Below are 16,312 nucleotides of genomic sequence, written 5' to 3' on the forward strand. Positions count from 1 at the left end.
CCCCATGCCGCACCCGCACTCCGCCCCGCTCCGCGTCACCGTATGGAACGAGGGCATCCATGAACAGACCGAGCCCGAGGTCGCTGTCCATTACCCGCAGGGAATACATTCGGCAATTGCCGAGGGGCTGCGGCCGCTGCTCGGCAGTACCGCCGTCATCCGCACCGCGGTGCTGGCCGACCCCGAGCACGGGTTGACCGAGGAGGTCCTCGACGCGACGGACGTTCTCCTGTGGTGGGGCCATATCGCCCACGACCAGGTCAGCGACGAGGTGGTGGAGCGGGTGCGCCGCCACGTCCTGGGCGGCATGGGCCTGATCGTGCTGCACTCGGGGCACTTCTCCAAGATCTTCATCCGGCTCATGGGAACCACGTGCTCCCTGCTGTGGCGCAACGACGCCGAGCGGGAACTGGTGTGGAACGTCAACCCGACGCATCCGATCAGCGAGGGCATCGACACCCCGATCGTGCTCGACCAGCAGGAGATGTACGGAGAGTTCTTCGACATCCCCACGCCCGACGACCTGGTGTTCATCAGCTCCTTCGAGGGCGGAGAGGTGTTCCGTTCCGGCGTCACGTTCACCAGGGGGCGGGGGCGGATCTTCTACTTCAGCCCCGGCGACCAGATGTACCCGGTGTACCACAACCCGCAGATCCGCAAGGTGCTCGCCAACGCCGTGCGGTGGGCCGCTCCCGCCTCACCGCTGCGCGTAGAGCCGGCGGTGGCGAATCCGGCCCGCGGGTGGTACGAGCCAAGCCGCATCTGAAGCTCCAGCAGGAGCGACCTGCGCGACCGCGCAGCACCACCCCCACAGCCACATAGATCGCAACCAGGAAGAAAAGATGAAACACCGCGCAGCTCTGAAACTATCGGCAGTCGGCGGAGTCCTTGCACTCGCCGTGACCGGATGCACCGGAACGTCGGCGGCGGCCCCCGAGGACGGCGCCAACCAGTCGATCCGTTACCTCATCGAGCAGCCCGAAGACCCGGCAACCACCGAACTCATCAAAGAGGACATCGCCACCTTCGAGGAGAAGAACAAGGGCATCGACGTCGAGCTCGAGGTCATGCCCACCGACAACATGCGGACGGTGCTGCAGACCCAGCTCCGCTCCGGCGAAGGCCCCGACATCTTCAGCTGGGGTTCGGGTCCCGGGTACGCCGGCGCCCTGGCAAAGGCCGGGCTCCTCTACGACCTGACCGATGACTACGAGAAATACGACTGGCCCGTCTACGACTTCGCCAAGGAGCGCGTGACCTTCGACGGCAAGGTCTTTGGTATCCCCGGAGACATCGAGACGGTCGGCCTCTTCTACAACAAGGACATCTTCAAGGAACTCGGCATCGCCGAACCGAAGAACCTCGACGACCTCGACGCCGCCGCCGCGAAAATCAAGAAGGCAGGTCTCGTGCCGATCGCGGCAAGCGACAAGGAGGGGTGGCAGGGCGGCCACCTGTTCAGCATGGCGCTGTCCAGCCGCGTGGGATCCGACGGCATGAAGAGCCTGCTCGACGGTGAGACGCCATGGGACTCCCCGGACGTCATTGCGGCACTCGACACCTGGAAGAAGTTCACTTCGGACGGCTACCTGCCCGACTTCCCCACGTCCCTGACCTATGACGGCGCCAACGCACTCTTCTACTCCGGGAAGGCGGCGATCCTTCCCACCGGCAGCTGGATCACCCAGGACATGCAGGACAACGCCGACTTCGAGGTCGGCTACATTCCATTCCCCGGCGAGGACGGACCGGGAATCTTCAGCGGCGGCCTGGGCTCGGGCCCCTTCATCTCCGCCACCTCGAAGAAGACCGATGCCGCAGTCAAGTTCGTCGACTACATGCTCACCCCCGAACACGGGCGCTGGACCGTTGAAAACTTCAACACCATTCCTCCGTTCCCCGTCGACACCGAAGGGCTCGAGGCGTCACCGCTGTTCACCCAGGTCGTTGAGGACGCAGCGCAGATCTCCGAAGGCACCGGAGAGTTCGGATCAAACATCGACGTGCTGGCCACCGACGTCTTCAATGACGCAATGTGGAACGGCTTCCAGGGTCTGCTGACCAACCAGAAGGGCGCAGCCGACGTCGCCGCGGATCTCCAGAAGGCGGCGAAGCAGTAGCACCCCCTAGGGGACGCCGGGGCCCGGGCGGCGAAATGCCGCCCGGGCCCCGGCATCCCCGACAGCACGGCCCCCCACCCCCACAAGCACCAAGGAAAAACACGATGCACGACGTTCTGGACCCCCGCGACCTGATTCCCGATGAAGCAGAACAGCTTTCCCACAGCGGCTACGATGTCGGCTCCCTCGAAGCCGAGGCCCGCGAAGCGGCCGCCGCCTCCGACCTGCCGCGCCTCGCCCGCATTGAAGAGGCGCTGGCCGGGCTGGACCGTGAACCGGACTGGGCGCATGAGGAGCCGTCCGACGAGGCGGAACTTCTAGCCATTGCCCGCCGGATTGAGCCGGTCGGTTACGACGCCTCCGGCTTGCCGGAACGGATCCGCGGCGCCTGGCTGGGGCGCGCCGTCGGGAACACCATGGGCAAACCCATCGAGGGCCTGAGCCGGCGCGAGGTCGAGACGTATCTCCGGGCCGCCGGGCAGTGGCCGCAGACCGGTTACGTGCCGCTCCTTGACCCCCTCCCGGAAGGGGTGGAACGGCTTCACCCGTCGTCGGCGTATGCGTCCGCCGGCCGCTTCACCGATGTCCCCCGCGACGACGACATCGACTGGACAATCCTCGGGCTTGAGCTGCTCGAAACCTACGGCCCGCAGCTGACCACCGAGCAGATCGCTGCCGAGTGGCTGAGCAGGCTGCCGTTCACCCAGATTTACACGGCTGAACGGGCGGCCTACCGCAACCTCATCCGCGGGCTCAAGGCACCAGAGACCGCCACCGAGGGCAACCCCTACCGGGAGTGGATCGGTGCGCTCATCCGCGGCGACATCTTCGGCATGACCAATCCCGGCGATCCGGCGGAGGCCGCGCGCCTGGCGCTCGTCGATGCGCGCCTGAGCCATGTGGGGAACGGCCTCTACGGCGAGATGTGGGCGGCGGCCCTGCTTTCCGCCGCCCTCGTCTCGGATTCACCGGCCGACGCCCTGCGCCTGGCCCAGCGGGTCATCCCCGAACGCTCCCGCCTGGCCGACGCGCTTTCGCACGTGCTTGTGCTCTTCGATGGCGGTGCAAGCGCGGAAGCGGCGCTCGACTGGGTTGACGCCGAGCTGGGGCACTACAGCTGGGTCCACACCGTCAACAACGCGGCGTTGATCGCGATTGGCCTGCTGTGGGGGAGTGACTTCACCAGTGCCGTGGCGACCGCGGTTTCGGGAGGACGGGACACCGACTCCACCGCCGCAACGGTGGGCAGCGCCTATGGGGCGCTCTACGGGGCGGAAGCCGTTCCGGCACGGCTGGTGGGAACCACGCATGTTCACGTGCGCAGCGACGTCCGGGACTTCGACCGCGTGACCATCGAGGAACTGGCCGAGCGGACCCTGCGCCTGGTCCGTCCGCAGCCCTGACGCCGCCCCGGCAACGGCCGGGGCTCCCCGCAGGCGGCGCGTGCGGGGAGCCCCGGGCAGGCCGAAGCCCGGGGCCGACGCCGGTTCCGTTCCCGTCTGAATGCAGGAGACTGTGGCCTTGGACGCAGGAGACGGTGCCTTGAGGAAACGTTCAGCACGATGCCCTACCGTGGATAGCTGAAAGCCCACCTGCCCAGAGGAACCCAATGATCACCACCCTCACCGCCTGGCAAAAGCGGCTGCTCCTGGTTTTGGCCGGCGTGGCGGTTCTTGCCCTGTTCGGCCTCGCCTTCACCGCCGGGCGGGTTTCCGCCGGCCCCGACCATCCGGACACCGCAAGCGCCGACGCCGGGTTTGCCCGGGACATGCAGGTGCACCATGCGCAGGCGGTTGAGATGTCGCTGCTGATCCGTGACCGCTCGAAGGACGAGGCGGTGCGGCTGATCGCCTACGACATCGCGCTTACCCAGCAGCAGCAGATCGGCCAGATGTATGCATGGCTCGAGGAGTGGAACCTGCCCCAGAGCCCGGCCGGGCCGAGGATGGCGTGGATGGCAGCCGGGGGAGCCGACCACCACGGAGGAGACTCAGGCACCCACTCGTCCGGCTCCGCCGCCGGTGCGCTGATGCCGGGAATGGCCACCGCCGATCAGATCTCCGAACTCACCGACGCCTCGGGCGTCGAGGCGGAACGGCTCTACCTGACGCTCATGATCGACCACCATGAGGCCGGTGCCGAGATGGCCCAGGCCGGAATGGAACTGGCCGACACGGCCAAGGTGCGTGACCTTGCGTCGAAGATGGTCGCGGCGCAGCGTTCCGAAATCAGCGCGCTGCAGAATCTTCTTGAGCAGCGATAGCGCCCGCCGCCGGTAGATTGGTGTATGCCGCGCAGCACAGCGGAGCATTTCTCCAGAACCGCTACGAAGGAATCGATCGTTGAATAAGAAAAGAGCTCAGCAGAACGCTCAGCAGAACACGGACCGTCAGGCGCGGCTCGCCGCGATACAGGCGCAGCAGCGGGCGAGCGAGCGCAAGCGCAATGCGCTGATCTTCGGCGGGATCGGTGCTGTGATTCTTGCCATCATCATCGCGGTCACGCTCGTCATCGTGAACCAGATCCAGACCAACCAGGCCGTCGAAGACGCCGCGGCACGGCCGATCGAAGGCGTCCAAACCTACGAAATCGCCAGCCAGGAACACACCGAAGATCCGGTGACCTACGAGCAGTCCCCGCCCGTCGGGGGAGATCACAGCCCGGTATGGACGAACTGCGGTATCTACACCGAAGAGATTCCCGCCACGAACACGGTCCACTCGATGGAGCATGGCGCAGTGTGGATCACATACCAGCCCGACCTCCCGCAAGCCCAGATCGACCAGCTCACCGAGCTCGTCGGTGACCGCAGCTACGTGGTGCTCAGCCCCTACAAGGGCCAGGACACTCCCATCGCCGCCAACGCGTGGGGCCTTCAGCTGAAGGTTGATGCACCGGACGACGCCCGCCTCGCCGCGTTCCTCGAGAAGTACATCGAAGGCGAACAGACCCCCGAGCCAGGCGCCCCCTGCACGGGCGGGCTCGACCCCAACGCTTAAGCGGTACTGCTCCGGTACTGCGCAGCTGTACCGGAGCAGGGCGGTTCAGGATCCGGGGGCCGGCCAGCACCCCCGGATCCTGACGAGGCGCTACCCTAGCCTCAAAGCCCAAACCGGTAGTGCTGATACCGGTTCAAGCAGGGGAGGCAGAGATGAAAAGGCCGACCGTCCGGTGCCGCGCGGTTTTCGCTGCTGCTGCGGCCCTGAGCCTTGCCGGGTGCACGTCTCCGCCGACTCCAACAGTTTCAGCACCTCCTGCCGGAGACCCCGCGCCCCCGCTCGGTGACGTGACGGAAATTGCTCGGGGGCTCACCACGCCGTGGGGACTGACCTTCCTCCCCGACGGATCGGCGCTCGTCTCAAGCCGTGACACCGGCGAGATCCGCCACGTCCCGGCCGCCGGCGGAGACACCGCGCTGGTGGGTGTTGTTCCCGGCGTCGAGCAGAGCGCCGAAGGCGGCCTCCTCGGACTCGCGGCGTCACCGGACTTCGCCGAAGACCGCCTCGTGTATGCCTATGTTTCCTCCTCTCCAACAAACCGAGTTGTCGCGCTATCGATCGCCGAGGATCTCGGGTCGCTGCGGCAGCGGCGCGTTGTCATCGACGGCATCGACACGGCCGAGCGCCATCACGGGGGCAGGCTGCGCTTCGGACCCGATGACAATTTGTGGATCGGCACCGGCGACGCCTTCGTTCCCGAAAACGCCGCTGACGACGACTCCCTCAACGGAAAGATCCTGCGGGTGCGCCCGGACGGCACGATCCCCCAAGACAACCCGTCGGGGACCGCGGTTTATTCGAGCGGCCACCGCAATGTGCAGGGGCTGGCCTTCGGACCGGACGGCACGATGTACGCATCGGAACTGGGCCACCGAACCTGGGATGAGGTCAACGCGCTGCGCCCGGGACGGGACTACGGCTGGCCCGAGACCGAAGGCATTGAAGGATCCACTGGGGAGCCTTCCCTGTTCACCTTCCGCCCCGAGGACGCCTCGCCGTCGGGAATCGCCTACGCGGACGGTCACCTGTGGATGGCCGCGCTCAGGGGTGAAAGGCTGTGGCAACTTCCCGTCGAGGACGGAAGCGCGGCAGGAGAGCCGGTGGCCCATTTCGTCGGCCAGTACGGGCGGATCCGCACCGTCGAGGTAGCCCCGGATGGTGCGCTGTGGATCACGACCTCCAATACCGATGGCTCATGGGGTGAGCGCCGGTCCGGGGACGACCGGATCCTGCGCGTGGAACTGGACCCCGACTGAGGGTGCCGACGGTTCGACCGCATTCCTCCCGCCTGAAGGCGCTTCGGTGCAGCCCCCAAGCGCAGGAAAAACGCAGGTTCGGAAGGATTGCCCGAGTAACTGCACAGGATTCACGCACACCGCTGACCTGCCGGAAATCGGCTTGTACCGTCGGATCAGGAGCCGGCGCTGGGCCGGTTCCGTCGAATTGAGGTAATTGTGAACGTTGTACAGAAAATCGCCGCGGCCGGCCTCGCCGGCATGCTCGCACTGAGTGTCGGTGCGGGCGCTGCCAGCGCTGCTCCGTCAGCCACCGCGAAGACCAACCCCGTCGCGGCAGCAGCCAAGGCCAAGGCCCCGGGCACGTCCAACTCCACCGTAGCGAAGGCCAATCCGGTTGCCGCGGCAGCCAAGGCCAAGGCATCGGCTGCCGCCAAGGCCACCGCGGCCAAGGCGCCCGCCGCCGCGAAGACCAACCCGGTTGCCGCAGCAGCCAAGGCCAAGGCGCCGGGCACGTCCAATTCCGCCGCAGCGCACGAGAACTCCAAGGGCTACCAAAAGCACCTGGACAAGCCCGTGAAACCACCCGTCGTTGTCGTTCCGGCGCCGGAGCCCGTTCCCGCACCGGAGCCCGTTCCGGCCCCGGCACCGGAACCCGTTCCCGCTCCGGAGCCCGTTCCTGCTCCCGAACCTGTTCCGGCACCGGCTCCCGAGCCCGTTGAGCCCCCCGTCGAGCCGGCTCCGGAGGCCTGACGGCTCCAAGCCAACCAACACACGAGGGGCACCCTCCGCAGCAGCGGTGGGTGCGCCTCGTGTATTGCTGTCCGTCGTCGTTGGTAAAGCGGACGTTGGACAGCGGGCCGGCCGTCGCCCTGAAGGGGTTACTCCGGGGTCGCGCCGATGGTTTCAAGCACGACGCCGGGGAAGTCCTTGCGGAAGTGCCCTACCTTCCACTTGTCGCCAAACACGGCGACCGCCTCGCCGTCGGCCCGGCGGAGGATCTCGCCCCCGCGGAATGTTTCGGGGACCCCGGTGCTCCCGGGTCCCACCGCCATTGCGAGGGTGTACGAAAGGTTATCGAGTGCGGTCGGCGCGTTGAATTCGGTGCCGAGCCGCTGGACCGCGACCTCGAACTGCAGGGCGCCCACCGCGGCAAGAACCGGTGCCTGGTCTCCTCGGAGGTCCGAGCGGAGCACCTGCACCACGCCTTCATGCTCAAGCTGCTCGATGCCGCGCCGGAACTGCTTGTAGCGTCCCGGATCCTTCGCCCGGGCCACGGCAAACAGTTCGGGGGAGAAGCGCGGAATTTCCGGAAACTGCACCGGTTCGTCGGCGTAGAGGCTGTCGCCCACCCGGAGGCTGGTGGCGTTGACCAGGCCAACGACGTCGCCCGGCCACGCTGTGTCCACCACCTCGCGGCTGCGCCCGAGCACGCGGTGCGCGTACTTGGTGGCGAACGGCTTGCCGGTGCGCTGGTTGGTGATCACCATGCCTCGTTCAAAAGCACCCGAGCAGATCCGCAGATAGGCGATATGGTCGCGGTGCGAGCTGTCCTGGCCCGCCTGGACCTTGAAGACGAAACCGGAGAATGGGGCCTCAAGCGGCCGGCGATCGGCGGAAACCGTCTCGCGGGGCGTCGGCGACGGCCCCAGTTCGACGAGGATGTCGAGCAGCTGCGAAACCCCGAAGTTCTTCGCCGCCGCCGCGAACAACACCGGCGTCTGCCGGGCTGCCGCGAACTCCACGGCGTCGAAGGCGCCGTGCGAGGATTCAACGAGGCCGGATTCCTCTTGGGCCTCCTCCCAGATTGCCGCGTCGAGCGGGGGAAGGGTGTCAACCGAGACTTCCGTCTGTGTGGCGGCCTGGGCTCCGCCGTCAACCGCCTCGAGGTGGAATGCCTTGCCCTCGCGCATGTCCAGCAGTCCCTTGAAGTTTCCGGCGATGCCGGCGGGCCAGGTCAGCGGTACCGGCACCATGCCGGTGCGTTCCCCGACGTCGTCGATCAGGCCGAGCGCGTCAAGGCCGGGCCTGTCCCACTTGTTGATGACGGTGATGATTGGAATGTTGCGCTGCTTGCAGACAGCAAGCAGCTTCACTGTCTGCGGCTCGAAGCCCTTCGCCGCGTCGATCAGCATGACCGCCGAGTCGACGGCGGCCAGCACCCGGTAGGTGTCCTCCGAGAAGTCGGCGTGCCCGGGGGTGTCGACCACGTTGAGGATGGTGTCCTTGTAGGTCAGCTGCAGGGCGGCGGAGCTGATCGAAATCCCGCGCTCCTGCTCGATGCCCATCCAGTCGGACACCGTCGCGTGCCGGCTGGATTTGCCGTGCGTCACCCCTGCGTCCTGGATGGCGCGGGCCAGCAGCGCCAGGGCCTCGGTGAGGGTCGATTTTCCCGCATCGGGGTGGGAAATCACGGCAAAGGTGCGGCGGCGCCCGGCCTCCCGGCGGATTGACTGGGGGTCGGTGACTGGCAGATCGGTAATCAGGGGCACTCTTCCATTGTCTCCGATGGCGCGGGCCCGGCAGACACGCAGGCCTGCCGGGCCGTAACTTCGGTTATCGGGTGCTGATGGGCCGCAGGCTCCACAGGGCGAGCCCCGCAGCGGCGAGCATCAGCAGGGCAGCGATCCCGGAGGTCAGGACAACACCGCTGTCGAACGCGCTGAACGCTGACTCGAGCAGCTGGGCGGCGCCTGCCGCGGGAAGCTGGCCGGCCGTGCTCACCGCACCGCCGAGCGTCTCGGTGGCCGTCGTCGCCTGGTCAGCGGTCAGTCCGGTGGGCAGCACCAGGTGCTGCTGGTAGGAGGCGAGCAGGATACTGCCGAGCATGGCCGTGCCGAAGACCGACCCGACTTCGTACGCCGTCTCCGATACTGCCGATGCGGATCCGGCCTTGGCGGGGGGAACCGTCGTGAGGATCAGGTCGTTCGACACGGTTTCCGAAGCGCCGACGCCCACGCCGAGCAGCACGAACGCGACAAGGAGGTCCATGGCGGAACCCGTCTGCCCGGTCAGCGCCACGAACGCGTAGGCGGCCGCCGAGAACAGCAGGGACACGGGAACCACGATGTGCGGCGGGACGCGCTTGACCACGGGCACCACAGCGAAGCCGGCGATGATTGTCATCAGCAGCCCCGGAAGGAGGATCACTCCGGCCTCAAGCGGGCTGTAGCCCAGGACGAGCTGCAGGTGCTGCGAGACGAAGAACAGGAACCCGACCAGGGAGAAGATCGCCAGCAGGTTCACCAGCACCGCGCCGGTGAAGGCGCGCACCGTGAACAGACGCACGTCCAGCATCGGATTGCTGCGCCGAAGCTGGCGGGAGACGAACACAGCTCCCGCGACGAGCCCGACGACGACGGCCGCCGCGGTCACAACGGGGCTGTCGCCCTTGGCGAAGTTCTTGATGGCAAACACCACCGGAAGCATCGTTGTGATCGACAGGGCGATGCTGAGGATGTCCACCCGGCCGGGGCTCGGGTCGCGTGACTCGGGCACGAGGAAGGGGGTCAGGACGAGCATCAGCACGAGGACGGGGACGGCGAGCAGGAACACCGAACCCCACCAGAAGTGTTCAAGCAGGGCGCCGCCGAGCAGCGGACCGAGCGCCGCTCCGGCGGAGAAACCTGCAGCCCACACCGCAATGGCAACGCGCCGCTGGTCGCGGTCGGTGAAGATGTTGCGGATCAGGGACAGGGTCGAGGGCATCAGCATGGCTCCGAAGACGCCGAGGCCCACACGGGCGCCCACCAGGAATCCCGCAGTAGGGGCGAAGGCCGCTGCGACCGAGAACACGGCGAAGCCGGAGGCGCCGATCATCAGCAGGCGACGCCGTCCGAAGCGGTCACCGAGGCTGCCCATGGCGACGAGGAGCCCGGCCAGCACGAGGGGGTAGCTGTCGATGATCCACAGCAGGGTGGTCCCGCTGGTGGAGAACTGAAGGGAGATTGCAGGCAGGGCAAAGCTCAGCACCGTATTGTCAACGGCCACCAGCAAGACCGGCAGCATCAGCACGGCGAGTGAGATCCAGTCCCTGATGCCGGCGCGCGGAGTTGATGATCCAAGGTTCTTCGCCCCGGGCAGGGCAAGAGAGGGCCGGGAAAGCAATGTCATAACCGGGAGACTATACCGTCCAGCCGGTACAGTGCAACTTTCGTGACGGCTATCATAAGTGCATGGCAAGTTCACGAGAACGCATCCTCGACAGCTTCGAGGACATCCTGATCCGCGACGGAGAACGCGCTGCAACCATGGAGGCTGTTGCCGCCGCTGCAGACGTCTCCAAGGGCGGGTTGCTCTACCATTTCCCCTCCAAGGAGGCCCTCGTAGAGGCGCTCGCCGAAAGGCTCCTTGCGCTTGTCGAACGGGACCGCGAGCAGATGTCCGGCGACCCCGATGGCCCGGCCCGGTATTACGTGCGCACGTCGGTCTACGAGGACAGCGCTCTTGACCGTGCGCTGGTGTCGATGGCCCGCCTGGCCCAGCAGGGCCACCCCACCGCGCGCCTCACCCTTTCCCGCATCCAGGAACTGTGGCTCAGCACGCTTGAGGACCGGCTGGGAAGCCGCACGGCCGCCATGGCGGTCAAACTGCTGGGCGACGGCCTTTACTATGACGCCGCATTCTTCTCCGGAGACGGAACTTCGGGCAGGACCGAAGGTGACCTGGAACAGATCCTTTCCGTTGTGGATCTCATCGTCGAGCAGTACTGCATCGGCGAGGTGGGGCGGCCGCGTGTTTAAGGGCTTCCGGAACTTCATCCTTCGCGGCAACGTCATTGAGTTGTCGATCGCCGTCGTGGTCGGCGCCGCCTTCACGGCCCTTGTCGGCTCCTTCACCGAGAATGTCGTGAATCCGGTGATTGCGGCCGCCGGGGGAGTTGACGCCGACGGGCTTGGTTTCCGTATCTGGCCCGGCAACCCCGCGACCTTCGTGAATGTCGGGGCCGTAATAACCGCGGTGATCACGTTCCTCATTACGGCGGCCGTGGTCTACTTCGTCTTCGTCCTGCCCATGAACAGGATCAATGCCCGGTCGGTGGCGAGGGCCGCCGTCGAGGCCGCTGAAGATCCGGTGCCGGTCGACACGGCACTGCTGACCGAGATGCGCGACCTCTTGCGTCAGATCGCCCAGGACAGCGACCGCCGCTAAGGGTGCGGGCCGGTGCGCGATGCGGTCCTGCAGAGTCGGTCAGCTCGCCGCGCTGGGCGCGGCGTCGTTGCTGCTCCGGTTCCCCTCGATTTCCGCCTTGTGGTCCTGCGCCCAGCTGACGAGCGGCATGGCCTGCTGCAGGAAGCCCGCACCCAGCGGCGTCAGGGCGTACTCAACGCGCGGCGGCACCTCCGGGTACGAGGTGCGGGTGACCATGCCGTCCTTCTCGAGCGTGCGGAGCGTTGCGGTCAACACCCGGTGGGAGATGGGGGCCAGGGCAGCCTGCAGCGCCGTGAACCTCAGCGGGCCGGCTGAGAGCTCATCGAGGGCGGGCATCGACCATTTGTCACCCAAGCGGCTCACCAGTTCGCGGACGAAAGAAATGGTGTCTCCGTCCCGGTCGCAGAGAACATGAGTGTGCTGGGAAGGTGTCTTCTCGATTGTCTGTTCCATGGCCGCCGACTTTCCAGATTTCTCCTGTTGACCTTTGCGCGCCGGCCGCCGCGGCAGGGGCACACAGGCCGGTGATGACCTGCCGTCGCGGGGTGCTTGAGCCGGCTCCGAGGCCCGAAAACGGCCGGGGTCGCCCGAAGGACGCGCTTATCAATTATGCGGGATTAACCTGTGCATTGGCCGAGGGTGTGGTCCAAAGCACAGGTTGCTCCGGCGTGGGCTGCAGGTTGATCGGCACATCGAACGGCCTGCCGTTGACGCACTTCCGCAGTGCGGCCGGCTCTACGGGAATTCGAATAAATCCTGAACGGTATATTGAAAACAAATTCTGCCTTCAGTCGAATTGCGGCTCAGCGGCGGGGCCGGAATAGTGCAGGACGGCAGGCGCGCAAATTCGGGAGCGCCTTTCTCTTTCTTTCGAAACAGTTCACCAGCCGTTGGATGCTGTGCTTCCATAGCGGCTCGACCGCCCCAGATAGCTGATTTTCCGGGGATCCTGCACCGTCCGGTAACTCCTGGCGGACCTCGTCGGCAGGTCTGGAAGGTCGACCCCTCGGTTATTTAAAGGTGCGTAGCGCACTTTAAAGTGCGTATGGCAGGCGGAAATATTACCCACTTCACGCGAGTTGTAGACGTTGCTGATCAAGCACACGTAACAACTGGTCCTGGAAGGGAACATCATGACTAAGATCGCCATCATTCTTGGAAGCACGCGCCCCGGGCGCAACGGAGAAGCCGTCGCTAACTGGGTATTCGAGAAGGCTGCGGGCCGCGACGATGCCAGCTACGAGATCATCGATCTCCGGGACTACCCGCTGCCGCACTTCGACGAGCCGATGCCCCCGCTGATGGGCCAGTACTCGCAGGACCACACCAAGGAGTGGGCGGCGAAGATCTCCGAATTCGACGGCTATGTCTTCGTCACCCCCGAGTACAACCACTCGACCTCCGGCGTCCTGAAGAACGCAATCGACTTCCTGTCCGCGGAGTGGAACAACAAGGCCGCCGGCTTCGTCAGCTACGGAGCCACCGGCGGCGTGCGCGCGGTAGAGCACCTCCGCCTCGTGGCCGCCGAACTGCAGCTCGCAACAGTCCGAGACCAGGCAGCGCTGTCGCTGTACACCGACTTCGAGAACTTCTCGACCCTGAAGCCCGGCCCCCACCAGCTCCAGGCACTTGAGAACATGTTCACGCAGCTCGAAGCGTGGGCGAAGGCACTCGAGCCGCTGCGCGCCGCGGTCACCGTCGCCTAAGTGCTTTCAGCAGTTCAGCCGATGATCGGCAGAGCCTGACCGCGCACGCGATGGCTCAAGGCTGGAATGAGGAAACGTAGCGCGTTCCCACTACGCCACACCAGCAGACGCTTCCCGCCTGCCCGCCGCTCCTGCGGTGGGCAGGCGACGCGGCGAGCTCCACGGCATCCCGCGAGTGAAGCCCGGTCCACGGACCGGGCTTCAGGCATTTAGGCGGCGCTGTTGCGGCCGCGCCGTGGACTGGTGAAACAATCGGCATAAATTCGTCACGCCCACTGGGCACCGGTTCTGAAAGCGCAGAAACTTAAGTCCGACGGGTTTCGCGCACTTGGATGGAGGACCGCCCGTCACGCCGCATTACTTGATTCATCGTCATTTCCGACAGCGACGGAGGCAACGAAATGGGCAGGATTCTCATTGTGGGTGGCGGTTACACGGGCTTCTATACGGCGTGGAAGCTGGAGAAGCGACTCAGGCCGAAGGAAGCCGAGGTCATCCTCATCGACCCACTCCCGTACATGACCTACCAGCCGTTCCTGCCGGAGGTCATAGCCGGCTCGATCGAAGCCCGGCACAGCGTGGTTTCGTTCCGGCGGCACCTCAAGAAGACGCAGATCGTGACGGCGAGGGTCACCTACATCGACCACGCCAAGAAGATGGTCACGATCATGCGCCACACCGGAATGACCTCCCAGCTCACGTACGACACGGTGGTCGTCACTGCCGGCGCCGTGTCCCGAACCTTCCCGATCCCCGGGATCGCCGAGCAGGCGATCGGGTTGAAGAACATCGAGGAGGCGGTGGCAATCCGTGACCGGCTCCTCAACAACTTCGATGTAGCGGCGGGACTTCCCTCCGGCCCGGAGCGGGACCGCCTGCTGACGGTTACGTTTATTGGAGGCGGGTATGCCGGCATCGAGGGCCTTGGAGAGCTGCGGGCACTCGCCACGGCGCTGCTGCGCTCCTATCCGGAGCTCACTCTCGAGGACACGCACTTCCACCTCATCGAGGCCACCGGGCGGATCCTCCCGGAGGTCTCGGTCGAAACCAGCCAGTGGGTGCTGCAGCAGCTCGCGGCGCGCAGGGCCCAGGTGCACCTCAACACGCAACTGATGTCCGCAGTTGACGGCGTCATCAAGCTTTCCACCGGGGAGACCTTCGAATCGGCAATCATCATCTGGACCGCCGGCGTCATGGCCAACCCCAGCATAACGCGCCATACCGACCTCCCGATCGAGGAGCGCGGCCGCCTGATTGTCCGGGCCGACCTACGCGTCGGTACCGAGGAGGCGGCGGTCCCTGATGCCTGGGGAGGTGGAGACAATGCCGCGGTCCCCGACCTGTCAGGAGGAGGGGTCGGTGGCTACACGGTGCCGAACGCCCAGCATGCCGTCCGGCAGGGAAAGCTGCTGGCAAAGAACCTCGTCGCAGAGCTGCGCGGGCGCCCAGTGAAACGGTACTTCCACAGGAACCTTGGCGCGGTCGCGACCCTCGGACTCGGAACCGGGGTTTTCCAGTCGGGAAAAATCGTCGTCAAAGGTTTCCCCGCCTGGGTCATGCACCGCGGCTACCACGCCCTCGCCATTCCCACCTGGGAGCGCAAATGGAGGGTGCTGTGGGGCTGGTGGCACAACCTCTGGCTGGGCCGGGACATCATTGGCCTCCGCGGACTTCAAACGCCCCGCGCTGTGTTCGAAGAGTTCGCCGTCCGGCCAAGGGCAGTGGAGGACGAACCGCAGGGCTCAGGAGCCAAGTAGAAGCACCGGTTGGGCAACGACGTGTCCGCTCGGGTCCGGCGTCCGACAATTCCTCATGCGCCCCTTTGTTAACAGGAGTTTCTGTTGTAATTTTGGGTTGTCGCAGCACTTTGAGGCTTCCAGGCGCCCGCGGACCGCGGGATTCCTAAGCCGTTGGCGTGCCGGCGGTGTGGCAATCACCTCTCTTCCCAGTCGGAGCATTGGACCGTTGGAAAAGCGCGGGGAAAATCACGACTCCGTGCTGCGCCCTCCAACGACCGCTTGGAGGTCCGATCTGGCTTGGGGGAAACCTAATGAATGCTGCAAAACTGCTGGCGAGCGGAACCACCGCGGTGCTCCTCGCGGGAGGTATGTTCCTTGGCGCGCCGGTGGCCGCCGCCGCACCGGGTGACGGTGCGTGCACCCAGGCCACGGCACAGTTCACCGGCGCGCTGAACCGGGCAGGGATCACGGCCGGGCTCGTCGCCGAATTCGACGCCGCGATCGCCGAGCTGACCAGGCTCGACGCCCGCCTTTCCGGCCTTTACGCCGAAACTGAATCTTTGGGGCTCGCCCTCGAGCGGGCCATGGGTCCCTACGAAAAGGCCGACCTAGCGCTCGCCGAGGCGGATAAGCGCCACGTGGACCTGCTGAAGCAGAAAGAGCCGCTTGATCGAGCATTAGATGCGAAGCAGAAAGCCGAGGACGAGGCGCAGCCGGTCTTCGACGCGGCAGAAGCGGCATACAAGCTGGTTCTTGCCGCAGACCCGCAAGACGCCGACGCCATCAGAGACGCGGAAGTAGCCAGGGATCTGGCAGGTTCGGTGCTGGCGGCTGCCCAGAACGAGAAGAATACCGCTGCGGCGAACCTGAAGGTCGTCACCGACGCTCTGCCTGCCGCTGCTAAAGCCGCAAGCGACGCCCAGCTCGTATTCAACGAGGCCGAGGCCGAGGTGATGAAAGCCGAAGCAGCCCTCATGGCCGCCATAGATACGCCCGCCATCCGTGAGGCGGAGGCGGCCTGGGAGGCTGCCTCAATGAGGCTGTTCGCGCTTATGGAAACCGTGAAGCTCGACCATGCGGCGGCGCAGGAACTCACAGGGCTCTTCCAGGCGTTCCTCGCGGCGTGCGGGCCTGACGCCGCCCCGGTCAGCGCGGCACCGGCTGCCCTTCCGCTTGCGCCCGCACCGGCCGTAAACCGGGGGCTGAACGTCCAGACCGCCGCCGATTCCGAGCCATCCGAAGGCACCGCCCTTGTGATCACCTCTGTGCTGGCTGGAATGGCCGGGCTGGCTGGCGCAGCCGGGCTGCACCGCAGGGCAACAAGCCGGAGCTAGCGGGCAGGGGGACGGCGACACAGCGCCG

General features: G+C 66.0%; 15 protein-coding genes. 12 read left to right on the forward strand and 3 right to left on the reverse strand.

Annotation, left to right across the window (positions count from 1 at the left end):
* Window positions 1–4 precede the first annotated feature (4 nt).
* From AC4D14_RS14095 to AC4D14_RS14125, 7 genes are all read left to right on the forward strand, one after another.
* Window positions 5–766, forward strand: coding sequence for a ThuA domain-containing protein (locus AC4D14_RS14095; protein ID WP_490903259.1), 762 nt, complete (start codon window positions 5–7; stop codon window positions 764–766).
* Between the two features lie 76 nt (window positions 767–842).
* The gene (locus AC4D14_RS14100; RefSeq protein ID WP_490903260.1) at window positions 843–2,120 is read left to right on the forward strand and encodes an ABC transporter substrate-binding protein; all 1,278 of its coding nucleotides are present in this window, start codon (window positions 843–845) and stop codon (window positions 2,118–2,120) included.
* 104 nt (window positions 2,121–2,224) lie between these two features.
* Window positions 2,225–3,523 carry an ADP-ribosylglycohydrolase family protein gene (locus AC4D14_RS14105; protein ID WP_490903262.1) on the forward strand — a complete coding sequence of 433 codons (1,299 nt, stop codon included), beginning with the start codon at window positions 2,225–2,227 and terminating at the stop codon, window positions 3,521–3,523.
* 206 nt (window positions 3,524–3,729) lie between these two features.
* The gene (locus tag AC4D14_RS14110; RefSeq protein ID WP_490903263.1) at window positions 3,730–4,383 is read left to right on the forward strand and encodes a DUF305 domain-containing protein; all 654 of its coding nucleotides are present in this window, start codon (window positions 3,730–3,732) and stop codon (window positions 4,381–4,383) included.
* 79 nt (window positions 4,384–4,462) lie between these two features.
* Window positions 4,463–5,119, forward strand: coding sequence for a thioredoxin-like domain-containing protein (locus AC4D14_RS14115; RefSeq protein ID WP_490903264.1), 657 nt, complete (start codon window positions 4,463–4,465; stop codon window positions 5,117–5,119).
* Window positions 5,120–5,406: 287 nt separating this feature from the next.
* On the forward strand, window positions 5,407–6,375 hold the full coding sequence (locus tag AC4D14_RS14120) for a PQQ-dependent sugar dehydrogenase (protein WP_490903265.1): 969 nt from the start codon (window positions 5,407–5,409) through the stop codon (window positions 6,373–6,375).
* Window positions 6,376–6,573: 198 nt separating this feature from the next.
* Window positions 6,574–7,107 (forward strand): hypothetical protein, encoded by a 534-nt coding sequence (locus tag AC4D14_RS14125; protein ID WP_490903266.1) that lies wholly within the window; start codon window positions 6,574–6,576, stop codon window positions 7,105–7,107.
* Window positions 7,108–7,235: 128 nt separating this feature from the next.
* On the opposite strand, the gene AC4D14_RS14130 is transcribed toward AC4D14_RS14125, so the two are convergent.
* Both AC4D14_RS14130 and AC4D14_RS14135 read right to left on the reverse strand, forming a co-directional pair.
* Window positions 7,236–8,846, reverse strand: a complete 1,611-nt coding sequence (locus tag AC4D14_RS14130) for a peptide chain release factor 3 (RefSeq protein ID WP_490903267.1) — start codon at window positions 8,844–8,846, stop codon at window positions 7,236–7,238.
* 64 nt (window positions 8,847–8,910) lie between these two features.
* Window positions 8,911–10,467, reverse strand: coding sequence for an MFS transporter (locus AC4D14_RS14135; protein ID WP_490903269.1), 1,557 nt, complete (start codon window positions 10,465–10,467; stop codon window positions 8,911–8,913).
* Window positions 10,468–10,529: 62 nt separating this feature from the next.
* Between AC4D14_RS14135 and AC4D14_RS14140 the strand changes: the two genes are divergently transcribed.
* Together AC4D14_RS14140 and mscL are read left to right on the forward strand one after the other, a co-directional pair.
* Window positions 10,530–11,096 (forward strand): TetR/AcrR family transcriptional regulator, encoded by a 567-nt coding sequence (locus AC4D14_RS14140; protein WP_490903270.1) that lies wholly within the window; start codon window positions 10,530–10,532, stop codon window positions 11,094–11,096.
* The gene (gene mscL / locus AC4D14_RS14145; RefSeq protein ID WP_490903271.1) at window positions 11,089–11,505 is read left to right on the forward strand and encodes a large conductance mechanosensitive channel protein MscL; all 417 of its coding nucleotides are present in this window, start codon (window positions 11,089–11,091) and stop codon (window positions 11,503–11,505) included. The genes AC4D14_RS14140 and mscL overlap by 8 nt, the downstream gene beginning before the upstream one ends.
* Window positions 11,506–11,544: 39 nt before the next feature.
* Here mscL and AC4D14_RS14150 read toward each other — a convergent pair whose 3' ends face one another.
* Window positions 11,545–11,958, reverse strand: a complete 414-nt coding sequence (locus AC4D14_RS14150; RefSeq protein ID WP_490903273.1) for a winged helix-turn-helix transcriptional regulator — start codon at window positions 11,956–11,958, stop codon at window positions 11,545–11,547.
* A 680-nt stretch (window positions 11,959–12,638) separates the two neighbouring features.
* On the opposite strand from AC4D14_RS14150, the gene AC4D14_RS14155 reads away from it, so the two are divergent.
* The 3 genes from AC4D14_RS14155 to AC4D14_RS14165 all read left to right on the forward strand — a co-directional run bounded on the left by AC4D14_RS14155 (window position 12,639) and on the right by AC4D14_RS14165 (window position 16,284).
* Window positions 12,639–13,211 carry an NADPH-dependent FMN reductase gene (locus tag AC4D14_RS14155; RefSeq protein WP_490903274.1) on the forward strand — a complete coding sequence of 191 codons (573 nt, stop codon included), beginning with the start codon at window positions 12,639–12,641 and terminating at the stop codon, window positions 13,209–13,211.
* Window positions 13,212–13,612: 401 nt separating this feature from the next.
* Window positions 13,613–14,968, forward strand: coding sequence for an NAD(P)/FAD-dependent oxidoreductase (locus AC4D14_RS14160; protein ID WP_490903275.1), 1,356 nt, complete (start codon window positions 13,613–13,615; stop codon window positions 14,966–14,968).
* Between the two features lie 293 nt (window positions 14,969–15,261).
* Window positions 15,262–16,284, forward strand: coding sequence for a hypothetical protein (locus AC4D14_RS14165; protein WP_490903276.1), 1,023 nt, complete (start codon window positions 15,262–15,264; stop codon window positions 16,282–16,284).
* The last annotated feature ends 28 nt before the right edge of the window (window positions 16,285–16,312 follow it).

This window comes from Arthrobacter sp. TJ-254, assembly GCF_058269175.1.